This window comes from Phycisphaerae bacterium (assembly GCA_028714855.1).
Classification (GTDB): domain Bacteria; phylum Planctomycetota; class Phycisphaerae; order Sedimentisphaerales; family Anaerobacaceae; genus CAIYOL01.
Genome location: JAQTLP010000006.1, coordinates 123,495 through 142,637, shown reverse-complemented (window position 1 = coordinate 142,637; position 19,143 = coordinate 123,495). Strand labels below are relative to the sequence as shown.

Sequence of the window (19,143 nt, the reverse complement as noted above, 5' to 3'; positions counted from 1 at the left end):
AATGGGGGGCGGGGCGTATAGTTAATTCGTTAATAATATTTTTGTCGGGGCGAAAGTTATGGACAATGAAAAGAAGAAAAGCTGGGAAAAGCGGCTGGAAGGGCAGCCGGACGAAATCACTATAGACTTCGTAGAGTCGCTGTCGGTAGATAAGCGGCTTTACAAATATGATATCGTCGGCTCGATTGCCCATGCGCAGATGCTGGCGGAGCAGAAGCTGATTACCAAAGAAGAATTCAAACAGATTAAGGATGGTCTGGTTGAGATATCGCAGGAAATCGAGGCGGGGCGGTTCAAATTCGACAAGACATACGAAGATATTCATATGGCGATAGAGGCGGCGCTGGTTTCGAAAATCGGCGAAGCAGGCAAGAAACTTCATACCGGCAGAAGCCGAAACGACCAGGTCGCTACCGATATTCGGCTCTGGATGCGAGACGAAATTGATGCGCTGCGGGCGAAAGTGACAGGCCTGCAAAAGGGGTTTGTTAAACTGGCGGGCAAATATGCGGAAGATGTGATGCCGGGCTATACGCACCTTCAGCGGGCACAGCCGATTGTTATTGCATCGTATCTGTTAAGTTTTGTGGAGCAGTTAGAGCGAGACTTTATCCGGCTGAAAAACTGCAAGTCGCTTTTAAGCGTTTCGCCCTTAGGCAGCGGCGCTCTGGCTGGGTCAACGCTGGCGATAGACAGAAAAAGCACAGCACAACAGTTAGGTTTCGCGGAAACAAGCTATAATAGCATCGATGCGGTCAGCGACAGAGATTTTTGCGCCGAATTTATTTTCGATTGCGCGCTTATTGCGACACATCTATCGCGCCTGGCTGAGGACTGGATAATTTACTCATCCAGCGAATTCGGTTTTGTTCAGATTGACGAGGCGTACTGCACGTCGTCGAGCATGATGCCGCAAAAGCGCAATCCGGACATTCTGGAATTGATTCGCGGAAAAACGGGTCGCGTTTACGGCTCACTGATGGGGATGCTGACGATTTTGAAAGGACAGCCATCGGGCTACAACCGCGATTTGCAAGAGGACAAGATTCATATTTTTGCGGCGAGCGATACGGTCAAGGCTTCCTTAGATGCGGCAGGCGCGATTGTTTCACATACGAAATTCGAAACCAAGAAAATCTCGGCAGGACTGGACGAAGGGTTTTTAGATGCTACGGCTTTGGCGGAGTATCTGGTCGGGAAGGGCGTTGCTTTCCGTGAGGCGCACGGCATTGTCGGGACGTTAGTTTGTCAGTGCGAAAAGCAAAACAAGAAATTGGCTGAGATTACTCTGGATGAATTTAAGCGGCACTGCGGCGCAATCGAGGCGGATGTGTATGAGCATTTAGGCGCGGGCAAGGTTGTGAGTAAATACGTTACGGAGGGCGCGGCCGGGGTGAAGCAGGCAAAGGAGCAAATTGCGTATTGGAATAAGCGGCTGGGAGAGCGATGAACGGCAGGGAAGATGAGATAACCGCGTGGTTTGCCAGTCAAAGCAAGCTGGCGGCGGCAGATTTTCCGATAGGGATTGGGGACGATATGGCCCAAATCCGATGGAGCGAGGAGTCGGTTTTTGTTACCACGGATATGCTGCTGGACGGGGTGCACTTCGAGCTGGAGAAAACAACTCTAAAGCAGGTCGGGTATAAAGCGATGGCGGTGAGCTTAAGCGATTGCGCGGCGATGGCGACAATTCCTGTCGCTGCGGTTGTTTCTGTTGCGCTGCCGAGAGGTTTCGGCGAGGAAGAATTAAAGCAGCTACACAGCGGGATAGTGCTGGCGGGCGGGAAATTTGGTTGCGAGCTTGTAGGCGGGGACATCACGAGCTGGAAGGGGAAGGAGGCGCTGGCAATAAATGTTGCGATGCTCAGCAAGCCGGGAGGCGGCAAACCTGTAAAGCGGTCGGGCGCGAAATTCGCGGACGTGATTTGCGTTACGGGGACGCTGGGCGGGGCAGGCGTTAAAAAACATCTGGAGTTCGAGCCAAGGGTCAAAGAGGCGCTGGAGATAACCAAAAAGGCGGCGGTAAATTCGATGATTGATATAAGCGACGGGCTGAGCAGCGATTTGAACCGGATTTGCCGGCAGAGCGGAGTGGGGGCCATTATAAACGCGGAGCAGATTCCGATATCGGATGAAGCGAAAAAAGGCAAGGAGCCGTTGAATTCCGCGCTGAATGACGGGGAAGATTTCGAGCTGCTCTTTACTCTTTCTGAAGGAGAATACCGGAAACTACTGAAGCAGTGGGGCGGGACGACGGCGATTACGCAAATTGGAACAATCACCGACACTAAAAAAATGCAGATAAAAATGCCGGACGGGCAGATTAGAGATTTGGAAGCGAAGGGGTACGACCACCTGAAGTGATTTATTATTTTCGATTTATGATTTAAGATGACTATCGATGTAATAACGAATTCGCCGGAGGAGACGATAGAGCTTGGCAGAAAGGTCGGCTCGCAGTTAAAAGGGGGAGAGGTTATAGCTTTGTGCGGGGCGCTGGGCAGCGGCAAGACACATCTTATCAAAGGGATTGCGTCCGGCGCGGGGGCGGCGGAAAGTAAAAAAGTTACCAGCCCGACGTTTGTTATAATCAATGAATATAAGGGCCGGCTGGATATCTATCATATAGACGCTTACCGGCTGGAATCTATTTCTGAATTCGAGATGCTGGGTTTCGATGATTACTGCCAGCCGGGGTCGGCAGTTCTGATTGAATGGGCTGATAAAATCGAATCTGCGCTGAAGAACATAGATTACATTCGGGTCGAGCTTTCTCACGCGGGGAAGAGCAAGAGAGAAATACACATCGAAAATATGCCTGATTATATCAGTTGTTAGTTAGCTGGGGCGGCAGCATTGGGGGGAATCCGGCCACATCCGATATTTCATACCTTAAAATTTGGCATTGGGGCGTTTATTTTATATATTTTTATTCGGACACAGTCATATAGTTTTGTACGCGGCAAACTAAAATGTTTTAGGACGTGAGCGGTAAGTCTTATTGTTAATTAAGAATCGGAAGGAGATTTTTAGAAGTATTTTGGGGGGATTTTTGACATTTCTTGTTTATGGAGGGGGTTAACGATATCAAGAGAAGGTTAAGTGTGGTCAAGTGCTGCTTTGATTAAGACGATAGTTTGAATGAAAAAAGTGAAATTTCTATTTTGAGAAAGGGATAAAAGATGAAAGCGAAAAGCGGTTTTACATTAGTGGAAATTCTGATTGTTGTAGTCATTCTTGGTATTCTTGCGGCCATTGTGATTCCTCAGTTTACGGACGCGAGCGAGGACGCTAAAGAGAGTGCATTGCTCAGCAACCTTCAAACGATGCGCGGACAAATCGAGCTGTATAAGGCTCAGCACAATGGCGCCCTGCCTGGCGCAGGTACCGCCGCCGTTGCAGCTGCTTTAACCGGTCGAACTGATGTCGATGGCGCTGCTGATGCGGCCGGCGCCTATGGGCCTTATATGCAGAAGATTCCTGCTAATCCTTTCAATGAATTGAACACTATTGATGAGGATGGAACGGCAGGAGATGACAGCCACGGCTGGAACCTTGTTACTACCGGTGCCAATATAGGGCTTTTCCAGGCTGATGATAGCGATGACCCGAACCATGTTAATCTGTAACAATCGGAATCGTTGAGGGACAGATAACCGGGCTGACCAGCCCTGGGCGAGGGCCGAGAGTTGGTCAGCCCTTTTTAAGAGTATGGGGGGGGGTATGGAAAAGAATATTCGCTTGTCGTATGTCGAAGTAATGGTCGTGGCAATTGTGTTGGGCATAGCCGGGAAGATGATTAGTCCGCAGTTTACGGAAGCGAGTAACGAAGAAGCAAAGATTTCCGGGTTGGTTGACGGGCTTGAAGCAATGCGTATTCAGATAGATTTATACCGAGTTCAGCACGAAGATATTCTTCCTCCTGCGGATTCATACAAAAGTTTTGAAACAGCTATGACAACAACAGTCGGCGAGCACGGTCCGTATGTTGAGCGGATACCAACGAATCCATTTAACGGTCTTAAAACAATCCGTTTTGATGGAGAGCCGGCCGGGGCCGGGGAGGCAGGATGGCGGCTTGATACGAAGACGGGCATGTTTCAGGCCGACAATGATGCTGCATGTGCGGCTCTGTAAAGAGTCAATAGACGACTGAGTAATCGAAAAGGGACAACCGGCTGACCGTTGCCGAGGCGATTGCCTGCGACGGGTCGGCTTTTTTAATTTATTATTTACTATTGATAATTGATTAATGAAAAAACGAAGCTGGAGAAATCGAAAGGGATTTTCATTGGCTGAGGCGGCAATAGCCACTTTGGTGCTGGGTATTGCCGCGGCGGGAATACTGCTTCCATTTACCAGCGGATTGGCGGTTCGGGCTGAAGGTGAGCATCGGACGCTGGGGGCGAAACTGGCAGGCGATTTGATGGAGGAAATAATTTCCGACCACTTAAACGATGTTAATATTGTAGATAATTACAATTACGCCGAGGAACAAGGCCACGTAGAGGATGCGAGCAGGACAGAGTTTACCGATTTGAATTATGCCAAATTCAGCAGGGAAGTAACCTGTGCGGATGTGTGGGTGCCGCAAGAAGACGAGACTGAGGAAGCGAAATTTATTCTCGCGACGGTACAGGTAAATTATGACGGGAAGGAAATCGCAATTATAAAACGGCTTATAAGCAAGTAACGCATTGGGAAAACGGGATGCGAGCAAAGAGAAACGAAAATGGTTTTACGTTTGTTGAGCTGCTGATGGCATTGATGGTTGTCAGTATAGTTCTTGCTGCTACGGCCACTTTAGCTTACACCCTCGGGGCAGTGAATGAAACTACAAACGATATGGCGGAGAAACAAGCACAGGTGCGTTTCGCAAGCGTCAGGATTTCGGAGTTGATTCGCCACTGCAAACTTATATGCGGCGATACAGCTACTTCCATTACTATCTGGAAGTCGGACGATAACAGCGATAACGTAATCGATAGCAGTGAACAAACTTATATAGAAGCTGTGGACGGCAAACTGCAGCTTCGCGATCCCGGCGCCGACCCTGTGGTGCTGATTGCCCAGTGCAGTAATGTGCAATTTCAATTTGATGAGCCGTCGTTGCTGGTGATGAAAAGAAAATTTGTAAGTATTTCATTCGATATTGTTGAAGACATCGCTACCCGCCGGTACCAGATAAACGCTGCTCTGCGCGGCTGGGCAGGAAATCTGCTGAACACTGCGGGCGATGCTGTTGCAAGTGATGACGATTAGATATGAAGAATACTAATAGAAAAGGGTCGGCACTATTTGTTGTGCTGCTTATCGTTATGGCAATAACGATTTTGTCGCTGAGCTTTTTGTCGCGAAGCGATGTGGAGCTGGCCTGCGGGGAGAATATGATACTTCGGACACAAATGGATTATCTGGCGGAATCTGGGCTGGAATACGCCAGGGGATTGATACTCAATGACAATACCTATTTGGGAAATTGGGCGGTTACCGGTCAGCAATTAACGGGCGGCAGCGAAGATTTCTACGATGTAAGTGTGGCTCAAGATGCAAATGGGGAATGTAATTATCAGATAATTTGTGATGCGTATAGAGAGAAGAACGGCGAAAGAATCGGGCGCAGCCGTTTAGAGGCAGAATTGCGACTCGACCCGTGCATAGCATTCTGGGTAGAAAAAGGCATATTAATCGTACCCAATGTTACAATCAACGGTGATGTCTATTGTAACGGCACATTAGCAAACAGCGGCACAATCTACGGCGATGTGTTTGCAAATGGTTTAGCCGGAGGTGGAATCTTAACAGGGCGACTTAAGGCAAGGGGGGATTTGTCACTGACTTGGCCGCAAGTTGCGGCGGGGGACTTTACCTCGCATTATTCTGTACAAACCATAGATGCCAATACTCTTGATAGCAATAGTCTGGGCGGCTCTTCGCAGGTGTGTTATTACTACGGCAATTTGGAATTAGCCAGCAATGTCCAAATCGAAGGCATGCTTATTGTTGAAGGCAACCTGACAATAACAGGAAACGGAAACGTCATTACGGCAGGAGAAAATTTGCCGGCGATGTTAGTAACCGGCAATGTGATAGTAGCAACAGACGGCTACCTGCGTGTCAATGGCCTTGCTATTGTTAACGTAAGATTAGCAAACAGCGGCGACGTCAACATAACCGGCGGATTGTTCCTCAAAGATTTGCTTACAGGCGCCGGTCGTATGGTTATAACCGCTGCGCCGTCGAAGACAGAAATTACGACCTGGCCAAGTGTCGATCCTGTAAGGTGGAGTCCTGTGGCTGGGGCGTTTTTCAAAAGCATCGCAAGGCCTTAAGGTCGCGTTATCGGACAGCTTAAAGCCGACGTGCTTATCGGCCTTTGCGGCAATCCCAAAGAAAAATCCTCGAGCTTAAGACATAAATTGCATATTCCCGCCTTTTCAAAAGCATAGAAATGGTTTGATTTTTTCCTACCTTATTTTGACGATTGTGTCGGTTTTACTGTTTCTGACTTTAGTGATGTGAAGAAACTAAGCTGATATTGCACTTGCGGATATAGGCCGATAAAAAGCGATGGTTAAATGGCGGGAAACCAATGTAAGCGTTGAAAATCGAGGTAAAGATGCATCTTAAAGAGGACGAAAAAAGAACTGATGTAAAGGGTGATATAGTGCGCAAAGACAAAGAAAAAAAGACAGCTAATTTGCGACACCGGCTTCGGAGGATTCGCCATCCGGGCGGCGGTTTTACTTTGGTGGAGATTTTGCTTGTGGTGATGATAATCGCAATAGCAGCGATGATTGCTGTGCCAATGATAGGCTCTATGGACAGTGTGCAGATTCGGTCTGCGGCGAATGTGATTGCTGCGGACCTGGAATATACCAAAAGTATGGCAATCAGCAGGCAGGAGAATTATTCGGTGTTTTTTAGTCCGGGCGGCGGCTATTACGAAATCCGCGACGCGGACGGAATAATACTTACGCACCCTGTCACGAAGAAACCTTACAGAATGACCTTCAGCAGTGATTCGAGACTGGAAAATGTTGTTATCGACGGTGCTGATTTTGATTCGAGTGATACGATTACGTTCGATTATCTTGGCAGTCCTTACAGCGGAAGCGGGGCAGCGTTAAACAGCGGGACAATCAGCATCGCGGCAGGGGACTTTAGTATGACCATAAGGGTAGAACCCGTTACAGGTTTTATCTCGATTGAGTGATGATAGGAAAAACGTAAATGGTAAGCTGGAAACTAAAAACGCGAAGTCTGCAGCCGATAGGATTGGACATAGGTCACAATTCTATCAAGATGATTCAGCTGGTGATGAGCGGGGAACATATAAGTATCCTTGCAGCGGATAAGGTCCATATTAGGGGTATGAACGGTGATGAAAAAGCAAGAAGGAGCTTTATTATTTCTGCGATAAAGAAAATGCTGGCGGAGGGTAAGTTTCACGGACGGAACGTTGTCTCTTGTCTTCCAAGTGAGAAATTAAAAATAACGAGTCTGCGATTGGCCGAGACGGAAACGGACGAGATTGAGCAGGCATTGAAAAAAGAAGCCGGTCAGCGTTTCGGGATGGACCCGGAGAAGGACATAATTAACTATTTGGTTGCCGGGAATGTTCAGTGCGGCGATGAGATTAAGAATGAGCTGATATTGTTTGCCGCATCCGATGAAACAATAAGAAGCCATATTGCGATGCTCGAAGAGGTGCGGCTTAGACCTGTTGCCATAGATACGGTTCCATGTGCGTTGTTCAGAAGTTTTGAGAGGTCGCGCCGGCGCGAGGAGGACAAAGAGCAGACGGTTGTTTTTGTGGATGTCGGCAGCCGGTTCACGACGGTGGTGTTCGGACGCGGAGGAGAAATTAGTTTTACCAAGCAGATACCGATTGGCGGGGAAAAATTTAACAGCGAAATCTCATCGAAATTAGGTGTCAGCATCGACGAAGCCGAGATACTTCGAGGAAAGCTGCAGATGGAAAGTATGCTAAGGGCGGACGCAGGTCTTGGTGTGTCGCAGTTAAGCCCGCCGGTGGGAGACAACTCTGATTCGATTCCGCAAGCGGAAGAGAATTGGGGCGGTCATTCGGCTGAGCAGTTAGGTCGTTCTGAGCAGTCCGCCGTCGAAGTACTCAGTCGAAGCGCTCTTGATACATCGACGCAGCAGGTAATGGCTGATGCAATCGGGGCAGCCGCCGAGGAACTGGCAAAAGAGATATCGCTGTGTCTAAGATATTATACGGTGACATTCAGGGGCAAGCATGTTGAGCGGGCGGTTTTTTCCGGTGGAGAAGCGTACGAAAGAATTTTGCTGAATGTTTTGAGACGGCACCTGACCGCAAAGATTGAGATTGCACAGCCGTTGAAAGGCTTAGATATCTTAGATGGTACGAAAGTGAATTTTGACAGTAACAGACGAAATTTACTTTGTGAGTGGGCAGTAGCAGTTGGGCTCAGTCTTAAGGGCTGGGAAGGCCAGCGGAAATTATGAAAGAAATTGATTTTCTCCCAACATGGTATAAAAACGGCAGACAGCGGCGGATTAGCTACCGCACACAATATGCCGGCTTAGGCGGTATATTTGTAGCGATATTGGTGTGGAATTTTGTTGCGACGCATTCGCTTTCAAGGGCCGAAGCGGAGCTTGCCCAGGCGGAGATTGAGTCGGCGAGCGTGAAAAGTGCGGGACAAGAATTCGCCGAGATTAAAAGCGAAACGGCCCAATTACAGGAAAAAGCGAGAACTATAGAAGCAATTGATTCGAGAATTAACGTTGCAAATGTTTTAGCTGAGATAAGCTTTTTGGTTGATAAAAAGATAGTGTTGAGCAAAGTCGAATTCATTGCCGAGAAGTTCGGAAACAGGTGGGAAGAGAAAACAAGCAGCCGTTCTGCGGTTAGAGCGGCCAGTGGTAATATTGGCAGTAAAGAGTCGTCACTGCCCGGCGACGTTAGATTTAAGGTGTTGATAAATGGTGTTGCGTCAGATGGAGGCGGAGTAGCGACATTGATATGCAATCTGGAAGACTCGCCTTATTTTTCTCAGGTTACACCATTGTTTACTCGCAACAAAGAGATGAAAACAACAGCCGGTGCCGGTGGAGAGAAATTTCAGGTGAGTGAATTTGAAATAAGCTGCAATCTGGCGAATTACAGGCAAGAGGAATTTTATTCTGCAGCAGCGGATGAACTTACAGAAGAAGCACAAAAGGAGAAGGCGGCAGGTCTGTGATACGATTTCGAGAAAAACGACAAATAGCGATATTTGCAGCCGCGGCAGTGATGATCTGCGGATTCGTGCTGTTTAGATATCTGCCTTTGAAGAGAGAAACGGAATTTCTCAGGCAGGCCTACGCATTGCGGATGCTTGCTGTTTCAAAGGCTTTAGATGAAAGCCGGCAGATGCCGGCAGCCAGAGAAGAACTGCTTGGCCTGCGGGCAGCGGTTGGAAACTATGAGCGACAAATACCTGCGCGACGAGAGCTTGGCGAATTTATGCAAAAAATCACTGACTTGATGAATGAGCATAATCTTAAGGGACAGATGATTCAGCCCGGCAAAGAAGTAAGAGCAGGGGATTTGAACTGCGTGCCAGTAAATATGCAGTGTAAAGGCAGACTGTCGCAGATATTCGAATTTTATAGAGAAGTGCAAGGATTAGACAGGCTGGTTCGCATCGAACGTGTAAAGCTTGTGAATGATAATGATTTCGGCGGCGAAGTGGTTGTGCAGACAAATGCGGTTATTTATTACAGGGCGGAGGCTGGACAAGGGTAGGAAATGGTTCGACAGGCTCACTGCAGGCCCGAGCGGGATAACCACCTGACGATGAGACAAGCAGAAAGAGAGATAAGAAAGGTATGAAACAGGACATGAAGGACAGCGGTAATAGAGGCAACAGGAATTTTTACAGATTGGCAGCGGAGAAGAAAAAGACCGCCATAGCGGTTTGTTTAATCACAGTAATGGTCTTCATGTGGGTCAGAGTGCTTATGAGAAAAGGGCCTCAGAGCGCCAAGGCGGCAGTAGTGGCACAAGATGTGAACGAGAGTCAGATAAACCCGGAATTAAAGATATCTTTTATGGAATTGCCTAAGGTCGAGGGCCGCAATGACGTACTTGCCAGAGACTTTTTTGCCGTGGGCAGCTGGTTGGATTTTATGAGAGGCGGAGAGGGAAGGCCGGCTGACGATAGACGAGAGGTGATGGCCGACGAAGGAAACGATAATGAAGATATAGTCAAGCGAGTTACAGAAAAACTGAGGCTGGAAGCAATAGTGCAGGGCGAAAATCCTCAGGCTTTTATTAACGACAAGCTGCTGTCGGTAGGAGACAAGCTGGTTGTCGGAAACGGAATCTATACATATGAATGTGAGGTCTCTGCAATTAAAGAAAACGTGGTGTCTATAAAGTGCGGAGAGACAGAAGTAACGTTGAGACTTGCCCAGAATCAATAATTGATAAATGAAAAAGTATTAAAAAAAGAGAGACAAATTATGTGTCACAATAAAAGTTTGAAAAACGGAATCAAGAACAAAATGGCGCTGCTCATATCTGGCTTTGCGGTGCAAGGCATCCTGATGATATTGGCTGTGACAGCAGCAACAGCGTTTGGCGATGTTGAGCAAGCCCCGGTGACAACCGAGGCCAAAGAAAACATAATCACAAAGGACGTTAGCGTGAGCAGCGGCGAAGGTATAGCGGCGGGCGGAACGATACAGTCAATTACCTTCGATAGAGACAGTAAAATCAGAGACGGACTTCGTGTTTTGTCGGCGATGTATAAGAAGAATATAGTGCCGTCAGCGAAAGTCGATGGGGTAATGGGATTTACGCGTCTATACAACGTGACCTTCGAAGAGGCAATGGACGCGATTTTGGGTGTGGACTTCAAATACGAACAAGAAGGTCAGCTGGTCAAAGTCTATGCCGAAGGGGAATACAAGAAGCTTAAAGAAGACAAGGACCGAATGGAACATGAGGTTTTTACGTTGTACTACATCAACGCGGCCGAAGTAAAAGCCTTAGTTACACCGCTGCTGAGTGACTCAGGTAAGGTTACCTCGACTGCTGCTGCAGCAGTCGACACCGAAGCCGGAGAGGGCGGTAATACGACCAGTATGAGAGATACGGTAGTTGTTTACGATTTTCCTGAAAGGCTGGAAAAAATCGGAGAGATGATTAAGGAAGTAGACATAAAGCCGCAGCAGATACTGGTAGAAGTTACACTTCTCAAGGCCGAACTCTCCGAGACCACACAATTCGGCATAGACTGGACAAAAATTGCCGGCATGACGGCAACCCCAGGTGTGGGGTTGCCTTTTGGGATGGCGGTAAGTCTTACAAGCGGGATAACACCGACTGGAACCGGCCTTACTGCTGAATTTTCGAATGAAGAGGTAATAGCTTCAATCACCGCTCTTGAAGAAGTTACCAATACGACTGTGCTTGCCAATCCGAAGATTATGGCATTAAATAAACAGGCCGGTTATATAAATATCGGTGAAGAAAGAGGCTACACCGCCAGCACAACTCAAGGTCAGACTACAACAACTTCGGTGGACTTTCTTATAAGCGGTACAATTCTGAAGTTCAGGCCTTTTATATGCGAGGATGGGTACGTTCGTATGGAGATTAGCCCTGAACTGAGTACCGGAACCGTACTGGATGCTAATGGTAATTTACCTTTAAAAACTGTTACGCAGATTAAGAGCAACATAATGGTAAAGGACGGCGAAACGATAATTATGGGCGGTCTGTTCAAGGAACAGCTCACCAATACCGATGCACAGGTGCCTATCGTAGGTGATATGCCTATTGTCGGCGGGCTGTTCAAAAGAACTAAAGACGCCAATGTCCGCACAGAGCTTGTCGTATTGATAACTCCGCATATTATTAATGACCCGCAAGACCTTGCATCTGAATCTGCAGACAGAGCAAATGACGTTAGCCGAATTGTTCATGGTTCGAGAAAAGGGATAAGCTCGATTTCAAGAATGCGGATTTATGAAGACTGCTATGCAAAAGCTGTGGAATATTACCTTGCAGGCCAAAAGGAAGCCGCATTGAACAATTTGAACTGGGCACTTGCAGCCCGGCCGACATACATAGAGGCATTACGTCTGAAAGAAAGGATTATTCGCGAAACCGTTCCCGACGGCGCGGCAACGATAGAAAGAGTTATGCTCGATGTTATCGAACGGGAAGAATCGGAAAAATGGTTAAGGAAATAAACCAAAATAAAGAAGGAAGATTAAAGATGTTACGCAAAGCAATAATAGTGACGGCCATAATTGTTTGTTTGAACATTATCGGTTGTGAAACACATTCACAGAACAAAAAGCTGGCGGCTGAGCGGTGGGATAAAGCATCGTCGGAGATAAAGCTGAAATTGGCCCAGCAGAAGTATGAGAATAATGATTTAGATGAAGCCAGGGAGGCTGTTTCTGAATGCATAACCGCCGACCCTAATAATGCTCAGGTCCATTTGCTGTATGGTAAACTGCTTTTGACTGAGGACAAGGGGACAGATGCGGTAAAGGAATTGCAATTGGCAGTTGAGTTGGATGAAAAACTTGGGGAAGGGTGGTATTGGCTTGGCGTGGCGGCCGAAAGACAGGAGCAAAGTCAGCAGACGCTGTTTTACTACAATAAGGCGCTGGCGCTTAATCCTGCCAATGTTGATTATATTCTTTCTGTTGCCGAAACATATGCTGAACAGGAAAAACCCGGAGAGGCGATAAAACTGCTCGAAGAAAAAATAGCGGCTATGCCGAGAGAGGTTTTGCTAAAGGTTGCGGCAGCGGATTTGATGTGGCGAGCGGGGGGAAATGAGCGAGCTATCGAGCTTTACAAAGAGGCGATGCTAATGAGAGGTGATGACAGCAGCATAGCAGAAGCACTTGGGTACTGTTATGTATTCAGCGGCCGGTGGAGTGAAGGGGCGGAGATTTTTAATGAATTGGCCGAGCAATGCGAGGACGAACAGCAAAAGAAATTATATCTGCAAGCGGAGGCACTTTGCAGTGTGAACTGTGCTCAATATGACAGAGCTGTTAATTGCTACAACGAATTAAGCGTCGAGGGAAGAGATGATGCTGAGATTTGGTTGAAAATGGGTCAGGCAGCGTTGGGCGCAGGGGCGGCAGAGAGATCGCTTATGTGCGGGGAAAGGGCGCTGGTTTTGCAGCCAGGCGATGCGGATGCGACTACCCTTGTAGGATGCGCCCAGTATTCAATGGGGGACTATGCCGCAGCAATCAAAAACTTTGAAAAAACGGCCTCAGACGAGAAAAACGGAGGCATTTCGTGGCTTATGAGAGCAAGATGTTATGAACAACTCGGCCTGGATAACGAGGCAGGACAAGCATATAAAAAAGCGCTGGAAATAGAACCCCACAGCAAGCTGGGCGATTTGCTGGCTAAAGGAAAAAATGTAGATGATTTGGGATTTACGACTGAAGATTAAGAAAAAATCGGAGATATGATTTTGAAATCGGCAGCAAACATATATTTTATTATTGCAATTGCCGCGGCGGTAGGCGGGACTTTGCTTGGCTGGTATTGGCTGAGACTGGTTAGGGGTATTACATCCATGACCCGGCAGCTCAGAGAAAAGCAATCGGGCCACATCAAACCAAACAGCAGCAAAATAGTAAATGAACTGGGGGAAGCGATTAATAAACATTTTGACGGCAATAGCAGTTACATAGGAGAACTCGAAAAGCAAATCGAGGATTTGCAACTTAAGGTTCAATTGCTGCGAAGGCAAAAAGGAAACACCGATGCGATTATATACGGTATCCGCGACGCTGTTATCGTTATCGATGAATTTGACAAGCTGCTGATGGCAAATGAGGCGGCGGGCAAACTTTTTAATTTTGATTATAAGAATTTGCAGCACAAACCTATCAGCGAGCTTGTCAGTAGTGAAAAAACAAATGCTGGTGAAAAAGAATTTACAGATTTTCTGCATCAAAGCAAGCAAAACAAATCACGACATACCAAGCGCGAAATTGTTTTTTCAGGCAAGAACGAACCAAAAACTTTCGACTGCATTGTTTCCTGTATTCACGACGAAGGGGAGCAGGTTTGCGGAGTTGTTGCAGTGCTGCATGATATTACACGCGAGAAAGAAGTATCGCAGATGAAAAACGATTTTGTAAACCACGTTTCGCACGAATTAAAAACTCCCCTTGCTTCCATTAGTGCCTGCTCTGAAATGCTGGTTGACGGGGAGGCGGACGACGAACAGACGAGAAAAGAATTTTATTCAGTGATTCAAAGCCAGGCGAAAAGGCTGAACCGGCTGATTGAGGACATACTGAATACTTCGCGGATAGAATCGGGCCTGATAAAGGTAGAAAAGGTACCTGTCAGCCTGACAATACTAATAGAAGAACAGCTACAAATGATAAAAAACTACGCAGAAGAGAAAAACATCGAGATTATCGGACAAAAGCCGATTGTTTTCGACCAGGTCTATGCGGACAAAGATATGATATCGCAGGTCATTGTTAATCTGCTTAGTAACGCGGTTAAATATACTCCGAGCGGGGGCAAGATAAAAATTGAAACCGAGGTTGACGAAATCGCAGGCCTGGCACGGGTCAGTATAACTGATACCGGGGTCGGTATTCCTGAGGATGAAATAGAACATATCTTTGATAAGTTTTACAGGGTCGGCGTAAATAAGAAACAAGCGAAGGGGACAGGGTTGGGACTCAACCTTGTTAAACAAATAATTGAAAAAACGCACGACGGCCGGGTGTTCGTTACAAGCAAGCCCGGCGTCGGCAGTACATTTGGTTTTGAGCTGCCTTTGGCGACTGCGGAGGTAGCGAAAACGTGAAGCATCTATTGTTTGGAATACGAGGAATATTTTGGAGATAGAATGATGACAGCAAGAAAGGTTTTAGTTGCGGATGATGAAATACATATAGTTCATGTGGTAACTATAAAGCTTCGTAATAACGGCTATGAGGTGCTATCGGCAGAGAACGGCGACGACGCCTTTAAGCTGGCGTGTGAAGAGAAGCCGGACATTATCGTAACGGATTATCAGATGCCAGGCATGACGGGAGTGGAACTCGTGCGGAAACTTCGGCAGAACGAAACGACAAAAGATATGCCGGTAATTATGCTGACGGCAAGAGGCTTCGCTGTTGAAGATAAAGAAGTGAAAGAGCTTGGGATATCAGAGCTTCTCAGTAAGCCGTTCAGTCCCAAGGAGCTGTTAAGAAGCATCGAGGATATTCTGTATCAGAGATCGGTAATGCAAAAGTGATAATGTGTTCTTTCAGGTGAAGCTATGCTTAATGCAATCGAAAAAGATTTAAGTCCATTACAATTGCGTGGATTGAAAAGTTTTGGCGGCAAGACGAACAAGCTCGGCGTCAATTTTGCGGTTTGTAATGCTGACAACAAAGTAATATTGCTGTGCGACGGCGGCAAATTCAAAAGCGATCAGGAGCAGTTAATAAAGTTGAGCCAGCAGGTTATAAAACAAAGCAACAAGGGAAGCGGTGCCGGGACAGAGGATAGAGTTTGCCGATTCGACGAAGGCAATCAGGTTTTAGCTGTCGTTCTGAAATCTGACGGCGTAGCTGTCGGAGCAGCTTTGATTGACCGCGGCCGCGAGCGAGGAGAGATGAGCGACGAGGGGCAAATAATGAACGAGATGCTCGGGTTTTTGGCAGAGAGTTTTCAGACGGATGGGGAGGCCGAGAAGCAAATTGATATGGTCAGCAATGAATTGGCGCAAACCTACGAGGAACTGGTGCTGCTTCACAAACTCAGCACAAATATGAAAGTTACTGAACCGGATGCTACTTTTCTTCAGATGGCTTGTGACAGCCTGGCTGATATTGTCAGCGTCGAGGGTATGGCGATACTGCTGGAAAGGGCCGTAGAAGGCGAGAAGCGGCTGGTTTTGTCTGCGGGGTTGGGGTTGATAGATGTGAATGAACAAATGGCCAGTGTTTTAAAAAACCGATTAGTTGGGGAGATAAACAATGGGCACGAGGCGTTGCTGGACAGCGAAGTCGATTCGCATTTCAAATATAACTGGCCAGCGAACATAAAAAGTATTATTGCTGTGCCTCTCTGGGGCAGACTGAAGGGGAAATCATTTCCTTCTTCCGAAGGAAGCAGCGAGGCGGAAGAAGCACTCCGCCAGAGCGAAAAAGCAAACTCCATAATAGGTCTGATGGTTGCGATAAACAGAGTCGACAAGCCGGACTTCGACAGCACAGATGCGAAACTGTTTAATTCGGTGGCTAACGGATGTGCCATTTTTATCGATAACGGCAAACTGTTCAGGGACCTCGAAGAATTATTTATAGGTTCGTTAAAAGCATTAACAAGCAGTATTGATGCGAAGGACCCATATACTCGCGGCCATTCCGAAAGGGTCGCATTTATCTCCCGATGGATTGCCGAGAGAATAGATGGTGAAGAACCATTGGAAAGAGAAGAGATGCACAAGATTTATTTGACCGGATTGCTGCACGATATCGGGAAAATGGGAATAGATGATGCGGTGCTTCGCAAGAAAGGCAAGCTGACCGAGGAGGAGATGAACGACATAAGGAAACATCCGTCAATAGGGGCGGGTATTTTAAGCGGAATAAAACAGATGCGTGATATTGTGCCCGGTGTGTTGTATCACCACGAGCGGTCTGATGGCAAGGGGTATCCCACCGGTTTAACGGGCAAGCAGATACCGCTGGTGGGCAAGATTGTCGGACTGGCGGACAGTTTTGATGCAATGACATCGAAGCGCACTTACAGGGACGCTATGACTGTAGACGAAGCACGAGCGGAAATAGAAAAGGGATTAGGCACACAGTTTGACGAGAAAGTAGGAAGGGTATTTATTAACAGTGACCTTCATCAACTCTGGGGTATTATGCAGGAGGGATTTTCTGAGATTTATGGAAGCGGTAATTTATCAGAATATGGTATTTCTGCTGTTGGGGAATTAGTCAGATGAAGATTAAAACACAAAATTATAACGATGTTGCGGTTGTGGGACTGCAGGGTGAACTGGACAGCGACTCTGTCGAAATGTTCCAAAATACGGTTACCGGGATAATTGACACACACAAGTCCGGCATTGTACTTGATATGAGCGAGGTAGGGTTTGTTGACAGTGTGGGATTGGAACAATTGTTGTGTGTGCGTGATTACTGCAGCGAGAACGACTGCCAGATAAGGTTGGCCGGACTTGATGAGACTGTCACGAAAATTCTGGAAATTACCCGGCTCGAAAAAGAATTCGAGTGTTACGCAGAACTCACCGAGGCGGTAAAGAGTTTTGCATAAAGAACAGATATTGGAAGATGGTGATTGGTGATTTTAACCAGTTGCCGGTTACTGAGGGAAAATATGAGTCGGATAGCAACAGAAAACAAGACGCAGCTCGGTCAATTGCTGATGGGTCGCGGTATTGTTACACAAGAGCAGATAGATAGTGCTCTTGCTGAACAGAAAGAAAAGGGGCATCGCAAGCTGCTCGGCGAGCTTTTGGTCGAGATGAATTATTGTACGGAGAATCAGATAGCCGCGGCGCTTGCAGAGGCGTACGATGTGCCTTATGCCCAGGTTAGTCCGAAGATATGCGATGCAAAAGTGCTCGATATTTTGCCGAGGGAATTTCTCGAAGAGCATGTCATTCTGCCGCTGTTTAAGGTTGGAGATAAGCTTACAGTGGCGGTGAACGAGCCGACAAACGTATTTTTGATAGATGAGGTAGAACGTATAAGCGGCTGTAAGGTTCAGATAGTCTGCGCTACGACAAAGGATATCAAGGCCACGCTGGGGACATATTTGCCGTCGGCGAATGTTTTTGTCATTGACGATATTATCGATGAGGAAGGACTGGGAGACTTTTCGCTGATAGAAAAGTATAAAGCGGATATAGGCGACCTTGCAGAAATAGCGGGCCAATCGCCGGTTGTTAAGTTGGTTAATTACCTTATTTACAACGCTGTGCTGGAAAATGCCAGTGACGTTCATATAGAGCCGTATGATAAGAAACTGCGTGTCCGGTACAGGGTCGACGGCAAGCTTTATGAAAAGTTATGCCCGCCTCATCAGATGCATGCTGCGATTGTTTCGCGTATCAAAATAATGGCTGAACTGGATATAGCTCAGCGCCGATTGCCTCAAGACGGCGGTATTCATGTCTTAAAGGACGGCAGGCCGATTGATTTACGTGTGTCGGTTATGCCGGGCAACTTTGGCGAAAAAGTGGTTATCAGAATTATTGATCCGCAGAAGATTCTCTTTAGTCTTGAATCTCTCGGATTTACCTACGAGAACCTGCAGCTGTTCAGGAAAGTGATACAATCTCCAAATGGTATAGTTTTGGTAACAGGACCAACCGGTTCAGGGAAAAATACCACCCTTTACGCTGCTTTGGCTGAATTAAACAGCGATGAGGTTAATATCTGCACGGTTGAAGACCCTGTAGAGTGCAATATGGCGGGCATAAATCAGTTTCAGGTTAGCGAAGGTGTGGGTTTTCAATTTTCGACGGCATTGCGGAGTTTGTTAAGACAAGACCCTAATATCATAATGATTGGCGAGGTTAGAGATAACATCACTGCAAACATTGCTGTGCAGGCAGCGCTGACGGGCCATTTGGTCCTGTCAACTTTACACACAAATGATGCACCCGGCGCCGTGACGCGTTTGCTGGACCTTGGCGTTGCCCCTTATCTTGTAAGCGCATCGCTGATTGCTGTTTTAGCACAGCGTCTGGTACGTAAGATATGCCCGGCTTGCAAGACGGAGTACGAGGCTGCCAGCAGTATTAGAAAAGCGGTGAAAAGTATATGTGGTGGGGTCGAGAAATTTTACCGTGGTGTGGGCTGCAGGAAGTGCAGGAACACTGGTTGTGCCGGCCGAATTGCCATACATGAGCTGTTTGTGCCTGATGATGAAATCAAGGAAATGATTAATGACCGGGTGAGCCTTAAGAAACTGCGAGCCGAAGCACTGCGAACCGGGATGGTTCCTCTGCAATTAGATGGTATCGAAAAGGTAAAAGCGGGAATAATATCAATCGAAGAAGTGTTGAGAACAGCCCCAACAACGGACGGCGAGGACAGCGAGTAACCGATAACAGGAAATAAGAG

General features: G+C 47.2%; 20 protein-coding genes. All 20 read left to right on the top strand.

Translation table 11 applies throughout. The annotated features are described in order from the left end of the window. Positions 1-58 precede the first annotated feature (58 nt). The 20 genes from argH to PHG53_06370 all read left to right on the top strand — a co-directional run bounded on the left by argH (position 59) and on the right by PHG53_06370 (position 19,123). On the top strand, positions 59-1,450 hold the full coding sequence (gene argH / locus PHG53_06465; GenBank protein ID MDD5381263.1) for an argininosuccinate lyase: 1,392 nt from the start codon (positions 59-61) through the stop codon (positions 1,448-1,450). Continuing rightward, the gene (gene thiL, locus PHG53_06460) at positions 1,447-2,364 is read left to right on the top strand and encodes a thiamine-phosphate kinase (protein ID MDD5381262.1); all 918 of its coding nucleotides are present in this window, start codon (positions 1,447-1,449) and stop codon (positions 2,362-2,364) included. The genes argH and thiL overlap by 4 nt, the downstream gene beginning before the upstream one ends. Positions 2,365-2,391: 27 nt before the next feature. Beyond that, positions 2,392-2,838, top strand: a complete 447-nt coding sequence (tsaE, locus tag PHG53_06455) for a tRNA (adenosine(37)-N6)-threonylcarbamoyltransferase complex ATPase subunit type 1 TsaE (protein MDD5381261.1) — start codon at positions 2,392-2,394, stop codon at positions 2,836-2,838. A gap of 344 nt (positions 2,839-3,182) precedes the next feature. After that, complete coding sequence (locus PHG53_06450) at positions 3,183-3,629, top strand: type II secretion system protein (protein ID MDD5381260.1); 447 nt, start codon at positions 3,183-3,185, stop codon at positions 3,627-3,629. 94 nt (positions 3,630-3,723) lie between these two features. After that, a complete protein-coding gene (locus PHG53_06445; GenBank protein MDD5381259.1) occupies positions 3,724-4,137 on the top strand; it encodes a type II secretion system protein in 414 nt (137 codons plus the stop codon). Between the two features lie 115 nt (positions 4,138-4,252). Beyond that, complete coding sequence (locus PHG53_06440) at positions 4,253-4,693, top strand: prepilin-type N-terminal cleavage/methylation domain-containing protein (protein ID MDD5381258.1); 441 nt, start codon at positions 4,253-4,255, stop codon at positions 4,691-4,693. A 17-nt stretch (positions 4,694-4,710) separates the two neighbouring features. Then, complete coding sequence (locus PHG53_06435) at positions 4,711-5,262, top strand: type II secretion system protein (protein ID MDD5381257.1); 552 nt, start codon at positions 4,711-4,713, stop codon at positions 5,260-5,262. A 2-nt stretch (positions 5,263-5,264) separates the two neighbouring features. Continuing rightward, entirely contained in the window at positions 5,265-6,332 is a 1,068-nt protein-coding gene (locus PHG53_06430; protein MDD5381256.1) for a hypothetical protein, read from the top strand. Between the two features lie 287 nt (positions 6,333-6,619). Then, entirely contained in the window at positions 6,620-7,216 is a 597-nt protein-coding gene (locus PHG53_06425; protein MDD5381255.1) for a GspH/FimT family protein, read from the top strand. Positions 7,217-7,233: 17 nt separating this feature from the next. Then, entirely contained in the window at positions 7,234-8,493 is a 1,260-nt protein-coding gene (gene pilM, locus PHG53_06420; protein MDD5381254.1) for a pilus assembly protein PilM, read from the top strand. Beyond that, positions 8,490-9,233, top strand: a complete 744-nt coding sequence (locus PHG53_06415; GenBank protein MDD5381253.1) for a PilN domain-containing protein — start codon at positions 8,490-8,492, stop codon at positions 9,231-9,233. Before pilM ends, PHG53_06415 begins: the two co-directional genes overlap by 4 nt. After that, positions 9,230-9,778 carry a type 4a pilus biogenesis protein PilO gene (gene pilO, locus PHG53_06410; GenBank protein MDD5381252.1) on the top strand — a complete coding sequence of 183 codons (549 nt, stop codon included), beginning with the start codon at positions 9,230-9,232 and terminating at the stop codon, positions 9,776-9,778. Before PHG53_06415 ends, pilO begins: the two co-directional genes overlap by 4 nt. An 83-nt stretch (positions 9,779-9,861) precedes the next feature. After that, positions 9,862-10,458: a hypothetical protein gene (locus PHG53_06405; protein MDD5381251.1), complete on the top strand. Its 597-nt coding sequence runs from the start codon at positions 9,862-9,864 to the stop codon at positions 10,456-10,458. 39 nt (positions 10,459-10,497) lie between these two features. Beyond that, positions 10,498-12,234, top strand: a complete 1,737-nt coding sequence (locus PHG53_06400; protein ID MDD5381250.1) for a hypothetical protein — start codon at positions 10,498-10,500, stop codon at positions 12,232-12,234. A gap of 26 nt (positions 12,235-12,260) precedes the next feature. After that, the gene (locus PHG53_06395; GenBank protein MDD5381249.1) at positions 12,261-13,469 is read left to right on the top strand and encodes a tetratricopeptide repeat protein; all 1,209 of its coding nucleotides are present in this window, start codon (positions 12,261-12,263) and stop codon (positions 13,467-13,469) included. A 15-nt stretch (positions 13,470-13,484) separates the two neighbouring features. Then, entirely contained in the window at positions 13,485-14,852 is a 1,368-nt protein-coding gene (locus PHG53_06390; protein ID MDD5381248.1) for an ATP-binding protein, read from the top strand. A 42-nt stretch (positions 14,853-14,894) separates the two neighbouring features. Next, entirely contained in the window at positions 14,895-15,287 is a 393-nt protein-coding gene (locus tag PHG53_06385; protein ID MDD5381247.1) for a response regulator, read from the top strand. A 24-nt stretch (positions 15,288-15,311) separates the two neighbouring features. Next, the gene (locus PHG53_06380; protein ID MDD5381246.1) at positions 15,312-16,994 is read left to right on the top strand and encodes an HD-GYP domain-containing protein; all 1,683 of its coding nucleotides are present in this window, start codon (positions 15,312-15,314) and stop codon (positions 16,992-16,994) included. After that, a complete protein-coding gene (locus PHG53_06375) occupies positions 16,991-17,326 on the top strand; it encodes an STAS domain-containing protein (protein MDD5381245.1) in 336 nt (111 codons plus the stop codon). Before PHG53_06380 ends, PHG53_06375 begins: the two co-directional genes overlap by 4 nt. 63 nt (positions 17,327-17,389) lie before the next feature. Further along, positions 17,390-19,123 (top strand): ATPase, T2SS/T4P/T4SS family, encoded by a 1,734-nt coding sequence (locus PHG53_06370; protein MDD5381244.1) that lies wholly within the window; start codon positions 17,390-17,392, stop codon positions 19,121-19,123. Positions 19,124-19,143: the final 20 nt, after the last annotated feature.